Raw genomic sequence first — 8,952 nt, forward strand, 5'->3', positions numbered from 1 at the left:
GGGCTCCTCACCCCAGATCCGGGTGGCGCCGGAGTAGAGGGTGACCTTCCGGTTCGGTCCCGCCGTCGCCTGGTACGACGGGTCGTTCGTCGGGTCCCAGGTGCCGCCCTCGGGCACGCCGATCTTGAACTGCACCTCCATCCGGTGCTGCGACTGCCCGGCGGGCGCGATGGTGTGCCCGGTGCAGTCCACCTCGACGTACCAGATGTCGCCGGAGAACTGCCTGGCCGTGGCCGGCGACGGGCAGCCCTGGGTGTAGCCGGGGGTGACCGTGACGGGGCCGGTGCCGTCGGGGCGGAAGTAGTAGCGGAACTTGCCGTCGGTCAGGGCGCGGGCCGGGAAGGCGGACTTGTTGTAGACGATGGCCTTGAGGCCGGTGGCGCGCGGCTCGGCCTGCATCACCGTGGTCTCCACGGTCAGCTCGTCGATGTCGGGCGTCTCGGCGCGGGGGAAGCCGGCGAGCGGGGTGCCGCCGTACTCCTGGGCGAGCCGGGCCAGCGCGGAGCTGAAGCCGGCGTTGTAGTCGGTGGCGACCTCGTTCATCACGTAGTCCGACCGGTTGTCGGTGTACGCGTCGTTGGCCGCCGACGGGCCGCCGACCAGCGCGCCGTAGAGGGTGTGCCGGGTTTCGACGGGCACCGTCTGGCTGTCCCACCAGGAGCCGTGCGCGGTGCGGTGGTGCGGGTTCTTCGGGGAGTTGGCGCCGAAACCGATGACGTAGCTGGAGGCGCGCGGGTTGTCACCGAGGGCGTAGTTGATCTGCCGGACGGCGAAGTCCTTGTAGCGGGCCTTGCGGGTGGCGTCGGTGGTCTTGTCGCTGTAGACGAGGGCCGCGAAGGACGTGTTCGCCGCGTAGCGCAGCGCGCCCCACGAGTCGAGCACGGCCATCCCGCCGGGCGAGTACGGCACCCGCTGCCCGTTGACGCCGACGGTCCAGTAGTCGAGCCAGCGGTTGGCGTCGTCGACGTACTTCTGCTTGCCGGTCAGGTTGGCCAGCAGCACGTACGCCCCGAACTGCTTGTTGTCCCAGGCGATGGTCCACTTGTAGGAGCGGGTGGTGCTCTGGTTCTCGGTGCCGAGCTTGTCGTACTCGCTCTCGGCCTTGGCGAGGTAGGCGGCCTCGCCGGTGGCCCGGTGCAGCCAGATCGCGGACCAGACCAGCTCGTCCTGCCAGCCGCTCCAGGAGCGGTAGAAGCTGGTCGCGTCGGTGATGCACTCGTGGTAGCTCTTGCGCACCGTGTCGGCGAACGTGTGGAGCTGCCTGGCGTGCCCGAGCAGCTTGTCGGCGTAGGCGGCGTCGGTGGGCCGGAAGACCATCGACGCCGCGGCCATCGCCGCCGCCGTCTCCCCCGCCAGGTCCGCGCCGCCGCAGCTCGCGTCGATCTTGTACGCGGGCCGCGCCATCTGCATCACCTCGGCCGGGCCCCACCACTTGTGGTCGTCGTCGCCCTTGCCGACCTGTCCGTAGAGCACGTTGGGCGCCGGGTGCGCCTTGATGAAGTAGTCGTTGACGAAGCGCAGGTTGTTGAGCAGGTGCGGCAGCTGGCCGGAGGCGACGTAGCCGGCGCGGTACTCGACGGCGCCCCAGGCGAGCATGGTGGCGCTGAACGCCATCGGGAAGCCGAACTTGACGTGGTCGCCGGCGTCGTACCAGCCGCCGGTGAGGTCGCGCCCGACGTCGGCGCCGTCGGTGAGCGCGGAGTCACCGCGCCAGGAGACCCGGTTCCAGTCCGGCAGCGGGCCGGACTGCTGCGCCTCGTAGAAGTAGAGCGACTTCTGCAACGCCTCGGCGTAGTTGAAGGCGGCGGCGGGCGCCGCGGCGGCGAGGGGCGCGGTCCGCGTGGCGCCCCCGGCGGCGGGCGTCGCGGCGGAGGCGGGCGCCGGGGCGGTGACGGCGAGGGCGAGGCCGGCGGCGAGGGCGCTGCCGGCGGCCAGCAGGCGGGGCAGCCAGGGCTGCTCGCCCGGCCGGCGCGGACGTCTCGGGTGACGCATGACGGGCTCCTGTCGGTGGCGTCGCCGGCGGCACCTGGGACGGCGCGCGGAATGGTGGTCGGGGCGTGCCGGCGAGGGTGGTGGGGGTGCGGCCACGGGCCCGGGAGCGCTCCCATGGATGACCGACAATGTAATGCGACGGTCGCCGGTTTGTGAAGACGCCTGCGGGGCGCCCGCAGAGCGCCCGCGCAGGGGGGCTGACGGGAAAGCCCTTACCTGCACACCGGACGTACGTCACACCATCGAGATGCATGGATCGAATTACGGCGTACGGGCAGGTCATCGCCGGGACGGGTGGGCGAATAAGCGCGTCGCGGCCGGGCGGGCGACGGGCCGGGCGTTCCGGCATACGAACGTACTGTTGCCCGCCCCTTTCCGGCGCGCGACAGTACGCCCACACCAGCGGTGCCATCGACGTTGCCGCTCCCCCGGCCAACCTGAGGAGATCGCGATGGCTCTACGACTCGCCGACGGCACCGCCTGGTCCGACACCCTCGCCCGCGCGGTGGCCGCCGCGCCCGAGGCGTTCGGCTCCCCGGTCGACGGTGTCACCACCCTGCACAACCTCGTCCGCGGTGACTGGCACGCCGTGGGCACCCCCAGCCCCGTACGCACGCCGGTGGACAACACCGTGCTGGTCAACCTGGCCCGCCTCGACGCGGAGTCCGCCCGCGCCGCGGTCGCGCACGCCGCCGCCGCGCACCGGGCCTGGGCCGGCACCCCGCTCGCCGAGCGCAAGGCCCGGGTCACCGACGCCCTGGACGCGCTCACCGCCCACCGCGACCTGCTCGCCCTGCTGCTGGTCTGGGAGATCGGCAAGCCGTGGCGGCTGGCCTGCGCCGACGTGGACCGGGCGCTGGACGGCGTCCGGTGGTACGTCGACGAGATCGACCGGATGCTCGCCGACGGCCGGGAGCCGCTGCCGGGACCGGTCAGCAACATCGCGTCGTGGAACTACCCGATGAGCGTGCTCGTGCACGCCGAGCTGGTGCAGCTGCTCGCCGGCAACGCGGTCATCGCCAAGACCCCCTCGCAGGGCGGGGCGGTCTGCCTCACCGTCGCGCACGCGCTGATGCGCCGGGCCGGGCTGCCCGCCACCCTGGTCTCCGGCGGCGGCGAGGAGCTGTCCGAGGTGCTCGTCCGGGCGCCCGAGATCGGCGCGGTGGCGTTCGTCGGCGGGCGCTCCAACGGCGGCAAGGTCGCCGCCGCGCTGCTCGACTCCGACAAGCGGCACTTCATCGAGCAGGAGGGCCTCAACGCCTGGGGCATCTGGAACTTCTCCCAGTGGGACCTGCTCGCCGGGCACCTCAAAAAGGGCTTCGAGTACGGCAAGCAGCGCTGCACCGCGTACCCGCGCTTCGTGGTCCAGCGGGACCTCGTCGACGAGTTCCTCGACATGTACCTGCCGGTCGTACGCTCCGTCCGGTTCGGGCACCCGCTCGCCGTCGGCGACGACTGGACCGCCGGTGACCCGCTGCCCGAGCTGGACTTCGGCCCGCTGATCAGCGCCGCCAAGGCCGACGAGCTGCGCCGCAAGGTCGACGAGGCGGTACGCGGCGGCGCCGTGCCGCTGCACCGGGGCAAGCTCACCGGCGCGCCTTTCCTCGACGGACAGGACACCTCCGCGTACGTGGCCCCGTCGGTGCTGCTGGCCCCGCCCGGCCGGTCCCGGCTCATGCACGCCGAGCCGTTCGGCCCGGTCGACACCATCGTCGTGGTGGACACCACCGACGAACTGCTGGCCGCGATGAACGCCTCGAACGGCGCGCTGGTCGCCTCGCTGGCCTGCGACGACGAGGAGCTGGCCGGCAAGCTCGCGGTCGACCTCCAGGCGTTCAAGGTGGGCATCAACAAGCCGCGCTCCCGGGGCGACCGGGACGAGCCGTTCGGCGGCCGGGGCGCGTCCTGGAAGGGCGCCTTCGTCGGCGGCGACCTGCTGGTGCACGCGGTGACCCAGGGCGGCGACGGCCGCCTCTACGGCAACTTCCCCGACTACAACAGCTACCCGACGACCTGAGCTGCGAGGAGGGCACCCTGTTGACGCACAGCGATGGCAGGGTGCCCTCCCTGACACCCGACGGTCGCCACGGCGACTCGCCTGGTCGCTAGCATCGACAAGTGTCCGCACTCGCGCAGATCTCCCTCGGGGTGACCGACTGCGAGCGGGCCGGCGCATTCTGGGCCGCCGCGCTCGGCTACCGACGCCGCCCGCCCCGCTATCCGGGCGACGACTGGATCGTGCTGGAGCCGCCGCCCGGCCAGCCCGGCGCCGCCCTCGCCATGGACCTCAGCGAGAGCCCGGTCGAGGAGTTTCCCCGGATCCACTTCGACCTCGACGCCGGCGAGGTGGACCTCGACGACGAGGTCTCCCGACTGGTCGCGCTCGGTGCCCGCCGGGTCGACTGGCCGCACTACCCCGCCGACCCGCACCCCACCGAGCCGCCGTACGTGGTGCTCGCCGACCCGGAGGGCAACCGGTTCTGCGTGCAGGGCCGCCACACGGGCGACGGCTGACACCCCACCCGTGCCGTCCGGACGGCGGCGGACCTCACACCCCGTGCCGCGCGGACGCGCCCTCGACCAGCGGAACGGTGAGGGTCACCAGGCCGCCGTCCCGCTCGGCCGGCGTGGGCCGGCCGAGCCGCCGCACGGTGCGCAGCATCGGGGCGTTCTCCGCGTGGACGTGCAGCACCAGGGCCGCGTAGCCGGCCTGCTCGGCGTGCCGGACCAGCCGGCGCAGCAGGGCCGAGCCGAGGCCCCGACGCTGCCAGTCGTCGCGGACCAGCAGCGCCACCTCGGCCTCGTCGCCCTCGGCGAGCAGGTTCGCCATCGCCACGACCGACTCCGCCCCGGTGTCGCCGGCCGGCTGCGTCGCCCCAGCGTCGCCGGCCGTGGCGAGCAGGGTCACGCCCCGGGCCGGCTCCAGCAGCCGGCGCAGCCGGGCCGTGGCCGGCGTCCCCGCGCCGCCGAGGTAGCGCCGGTACCGGCTGTGCGCCGAGCAGCCCTCGTGCAGCTCGACCACGCCGGGCAGGTCGTCGGCGGTCGCGGGCCGTACGGTCGCCTCGGCGCCGTCGGGCAGCACCAGGGTGACCTGCTCGGCGGCCCGGCGCACGACGGCGGCCGACAGCTCGACCAGGGCCTGGGCGCGGGCGTACTCGGCCGGGGTGAAGCCCGGCACGGCGCGGCGCAGCGCGTACGACCCGCCGGCCGGGTCGTCCAGCAGCATGGTGGTGTCGGCCAGCCCACCGCCGCAGCCCGCCGACGCGGGTCGCCAGGCGACCGCGTCCGCGCCGAGCAGGGCACGCAGCGCCTCCCCGGTCGCGTCCGGGTCCCGCACCAGCCGGGTGGCCAGCCCGAGTGCCCGGGTCGGCTGGTCGGCGAGCCCGCGCGCCTCGCTGCGCGCCACCCAGCAGTCCCGGCCCCGCCCCCGCCGCACGGCGGCGACGAGGCCGGCCTCGTCGAGCGTGTCCGGCGCGTCGACCAGGAAGTCGTCGACGGCGCCCCGCTCGGTGGTGTGCACCTGCACGGCGAGGATGTTGACCCCCCGCAACGCCAGGCTGGCCGTGAGCACCGACAGGTAGCCCGGCCGGTCGTCCACGGTCGCTCGGATCCGCCACAGCGTCATGGTCCGCTCCCTTCCGCCTACGACCCTCGTCGGTGGCTGTTGCGGGCCGGTTGCCCGGGGGTGACGGCTACGGTTCCGTCGCGCGACCTGCGCCACAGTGCCGGCCGTCGGGCCGGCGCAGAGGTCCCCGCTGGCTCAGGTCCGGGCCGGCTCGGCGACGTGGGGCCGGCTCAGGGCTTGGCGGCCACCGGCGGCGCCCCGACCAGGTCGAGCCGGTCGCCGAGGATCACCGCGGCGGCCCGGACGAGCTGCGCCAGCCGGTCCACCTCCGTGGCGTGGAACGCCGCCGCGGCCGGCGTACCGGCGCACTCCCGGGCCACCACCAGCACCAGGCCGGCCCGGCCGAACGGCGCGACCGCGACGTGCGCGCCGCCGGGCGTGCTGATCGCCCGGGCCCGCAGCGGGGTCACCTCCGGCAGCGGCGGCGGTACGGGCGCGCGCCAGCTCGCGTACCCGACGGTCGCCTCCCCGGCGGCCCCGCTCCGGGCGGCCCAGTCCACCGGCACCACCGCGGCGACCGCCCAGTCGGCGGCGAGCAGCCCGGGAACGGCGTCGACCAGCGTGGCGACGCCGTCGACCGGGTTGGCCGCGACCTGGGCCAGCAGCTCGGCGTCCTGCCCGGAGGTGGTGGGCGCGCCGATCGCCCGCCACACCCCGTCCACCCGGACGCCGGGGATCGCCGCCAGCCCGGCGAGCAGCCGCTCGACCCGCGCCGCGCCCGGCCAGACCACGGTGAAGTCGTCCACCGCCCGCCCGCCGAGCCGCTCCAGGACGACCACCTGGACGATGTCCGCACCGGACACGCCCATGGTGCGCGCCACCTGACCGAGCGTGCCCGGACGGTCCGGCAGGGTGACCCGAACTCGCAGCAACATGTCTGAACCCTCCGCTCGGCGGGCCGGCACCGCTGGCCGGCAGGCTGGGCCCCAGCCTGGCCGGTGGGCGTTTCGCCCCTGTTGCCGCGGCATGTCCCGAGGGTCAACTCCCGACCTTGACAACATGGCGGAGCTGCCATCAACTAAACGGATGACCGAGCCGGCCGTCGACGCGCACGGGCCGGGCAGCAGCCCCGCCGCCGCCCCCCGCGGGCTGGATCTCGACCGGCTCGCCGCCCACCTGGCCCGGCACCGGCCCGAGCTGGCCGACGGCCCGCTGCGGGCCCGGCTGATCGCCGGCGGCAAGTCCAACCTGACCTACCTGCTGCACGCCGGCGGGCACGAGGTCGTGCTGCGCCGCCCGCCGCTCGGGCACGTGCTGGCCACCGCGCACGACATGGCCCGGGAGTACCGGGTGATCTCCGCGCTGGCGCCGACCGACGTGCCGGTGCCCGCCGCGCTGCTGCTCTGCGAGGACGCCGAGGTGATCGGCGCGCCCTTCTACCTGATGGAGCGCGTGCACGGCGAGGTGTTGCGCACCCGAGCCCAGACCGACCCGCTCACGGACGGCCAGCGGCGGGAGCTGGCGCTGGCGATGATGGACACCCTCGCCGCGCTGCACGCGGTCGAGCCCGCCTCGGTCGGGCTGGGCGACTTCGGCCGCCCGGAGGGCTACCTCGCGCGGCAGGTCCGCCGGTGGGCCGGCCAGCTCGACCGGTCCCGCAGCCGGCCGCTGCCCGGCATCGAGGAGCTGCGGGACCTGCTCGCCGGCACCGTGCCGGAGGGCGCCAACGCCGGCCGGATCGTGCACGGCGACTACCGGCTGGACAACCTGCTCGCCACCGTCGACCCGGTGGCCGTACGGGCCGTGCTCGACTGGGAGATGGCCACCCTCGGCGACCCGCTGGCCGACCTGGGGCTGCTGCTGACCTACTGGGACGTGCTCGGCGGCAGCGAATCGGCCGCCGGCAACCCGGTCGCCGACGGGCTCGGGCCGCGCGCCGGGTTCCCCACCGGGACGGAGCTGATCGAGCGGTACGCCGGGCGCGGCGACGTCGACGTCGGGCCGTTGCACTGGCACGTCGCGCTCGGCTGCTTCAAGCTCGCGGTGATCTGCGAGGGCATCCACTACCGGCACACGCTCGGGCAGACGCTCGGCGAGGGCTTCGACCGGATCGGCGACATGGTGGCACCGCTGGTCGAACACGGGCTGACCGCCGCCAGGGAGCGTTGATGGACTTCGCCTACGACACCCGCACCGAGCAGCTGCGGGCCGAGCTGACCGCGTTCCTGGACAAGCACGTGTACCCGGCCGAGCCGGTGCACGCCGCGCAGGTGGCCGCCGCCGGCGACCCGTGGGCCCGGCCCCCGGTGATGGCCGAGCTGAAGGCCGAGGCGCGCAAGCGCGGCCTGTGGAACCTCTTCCTCCCCGACCCGCGCCACGGCGCCGGCCTGACCAACCTCCAGTACGCCCCGCTGGCCGAGCTGACCGGGCGCAGCCCGCACCTGGCCCCGGAGGCGCTCAACTGCGCCGCGCCCGACACGGGCAACATGGAACTGCTCGCCGAGTTCGGCTCGCCGGGGCAGCAGGAGCGCTGGCTGCGCCCGCTGCTGGAGGGCGAGATCCGCTCCGCGTTCTGCATGACCGAGCCGGAGGTGGCGTCCTCGGACGCGACAAACATCGCCACCCGGATCACCCGCGACGGCGACCACTACGTGGTCGACGGGCGCAAGTGGTGGTCGTCCGGGGCGATGGACCCGCGCTGCGAGATCTTCATCGTGATGGGCAAGACCGACCCGGCGGCCGACCGGCACCGCCAGCAGAGCATGATCCTGGTGCCCCGGGACACCCCGGGCGTCACCGTGCGGCGGGGCATGACGGTGTTCGGCTACAGCGACGCCTCGCACGGCGGCCACGCCGAGGTCGACTTCGCCGACGTCCGCGTACCGGTGGAGAACCTGGTCGGAGCGGAGGGCACGGGATTCGCGATCGCCCAGGCCCGGCTCGGTCCCGGCCGGATCCACCACTGCATGCGGCTGATCGGCATGGCGGAACGGGCCCTGGAGCTGCTCTGCCGGCGGGCGCTCGAGCGGGTCGCGTTCGGCCGGCCGCTCGCCGAACAGGGCGTGGTACGCGAGTGGATCGCCGAGTCCCGGGTGCGCATCGAGCAGGCCCGGCTGCTGGTGCTCAAGACCGCCTGGCTGATGGACACGGTCGGCAACAAGGGTGCGCACACCGAGATCCAGGCCATCAAGATCGCCACTCCCGCCATGGCCGAGTGGGTGATCGACAAGGCCATCCAGGCGTACGGCGGAGCCGGCGTCAGCCAGGACACCCCGCTCGCCGCCCTCTGGGCCCAGTCGCGGACGCTGCGCCTGGCGGACGGCCCAGACGAGGTCCACCGTTCCTCGCTGGCGAAGCGCGAACTGCGCCGCTGGTCCAACTGACCCCAAGACACC

Annotated in this window: 7 protein-coding genes; 4 read left to right on the forward strand and 3 right to left on the reverse strand. The window is 74.4% G+C overall.

All coding sequences use genetic code 11. From position 1 onward, the window contains the following. The coding region (locus F6X68_RS26740) for a glycoside hydrolase family 9 protein (RefSeq protein ID WP_151456867.1) at positions 1–1,992 on the reverse strand (1,992 nt) is incomplete at its 3' end. A 451-nt stretch (positions 1,993–2,443) separates the two neighbouring features. Here F6X68_RS26740 and F6X68_RS26745 point away from each other — a divergent pair. Both F6X68_RS26745 and F6X68_RS26750 read left to right on the forward strand, forming a co-directional pair. After that, positions 2,444–4,009 (forward strand): aldehyde dehydrogenase family protein, encoded by a 1,566-nt coding sequence (locus F6X68_RS26745; RefSeq protein WP_151456868.1) that lies wholly within the window; start codon positions 2,444–2,446, stop codon positions 4,007–4,009. A gap of 101 nt (positions 4,010–4,110) precedes the next feature. Beyond that, positions 4,111–4,506, forward strand: coding sequence for a VOC family protein (locus F6X68_RS26750; protein WP_151456869.1), 396 nt, complete (start codon positions 4,111–4,113; stop codon positions 4,504–4,506). A 34-nt stretch (positions 4,507–4,540) separates the two neighbouring features. Here the strand turns inward: F6X68_RS26750 and F6X68_RS26755 are convergent, their stop codons facing one another. Then, the gene (locus F6X68_RS26755) at positions 4,541–5,617 is read right to left on the reverse strand and encodes a GNAT family N-acetyltransferase (RefSeq protein ID WP_151456870.1); all 1,077 of its coding nucleotides are present in this window, start codon (positions 5,615–5,617) and stop codon (positions 4,541–4,543) included. Positions 5,618–5,787: 170 nt separating this feature from the next. Then, positions 5,788–6,492: an amino acid-binding protein gene (locus F6X68_RS26760; protein WP_151456871.1), complete on the reverse strand. Its 705-nt coding sequence runs from the start codon at positions 6,490–6,492 to the stop codon at positions 5,788–5,790. Positions 6,493–6,643: 151 nt separating this feature from the next. Here F6X68_RS26760 and F6X68_RS26765 point away from each other — a divergent pair, with 151 nt between their 5' ends. Both F6X68_RS26765 and F6X68_RS26770 read left to right on the forward strand, forming a co-directional pair. Further along, on the forward strand, positions 6,644–7,726 hold the full coding sequence (locus tag F6X68_RS26765) for a phosphotransferase family protein (RefSeq protein ID WP_151456872.1): 1,083 nt from the start codon (positions 6,644–6,646) through the stop codon (positions 7,724–7,726). Next, positions 7,726–8,940: an acyl-CoA dehydrogenase family protein gene (locus tag F6X68_RS26770; protein WP_151456873.1), complete on the forward strand. Its 1,215-nt coding sequence runs from the start codon at positions 7,726–7,728 to the stop codon at positions 8,938–8,940. The genes F6X68_RS26765 and F6X68_RS26770 overlap by 1 nt, the downstream gene beginning before the upstream one ends. Positions 8,941–8,952 lie beyond the last annotated feature (12 nt).

The sequence above is a fragment of the Micromonospora sp. AMSO12t genome (assembly GCF_008806585.1).
Taxonomy (GTDB): Bacteria; Actinomycetota; Actinomycetes; order Mycobacteriales; family Micromonosporaceae; genus Micromonospora; species Micromonospora reichwaldensis.

Bases quoted from the DNA above. Each gene is read 5' to 3' on its own strand.
- F6X68_RS26745 (WP_151456868.1), top strand. From the start codon at position 2,444: ATGGCTCTACGACTCGCCGACGGCACCGCCTGGTCCGACACCCTCGCC.
- F6X68_RS26755 (WP_151456870.1), bottom strand. From the start codon at position 5,617: ATGACGCTGTGGCGGATCCGAGCGACCGTGGACGACCGGCCGGGCTAC.
- F6X68_RS26760 (WP_151456871.1), bottom strand. From the start codon at position 6,492: ATGTTGCTGCGAGTTCGGGTCACCCTGCCGGACCGTCCGGGCACGCTC.
- F6X68_RS26765 (WP_151456872.1), top strand. From the start codon at position 6,644: ATGACCGAGCCGGCCGTCGACGCGCACGGGCCGGGCAGCAGCCCCGCC.
- F6X68_RS26770 (WP_151456873.1), top strand. From the start codon at position 7,726: ATGGACTTCGCCTACGACACCCGCACCGAGCAGCTGCGGGCCGAGCTG.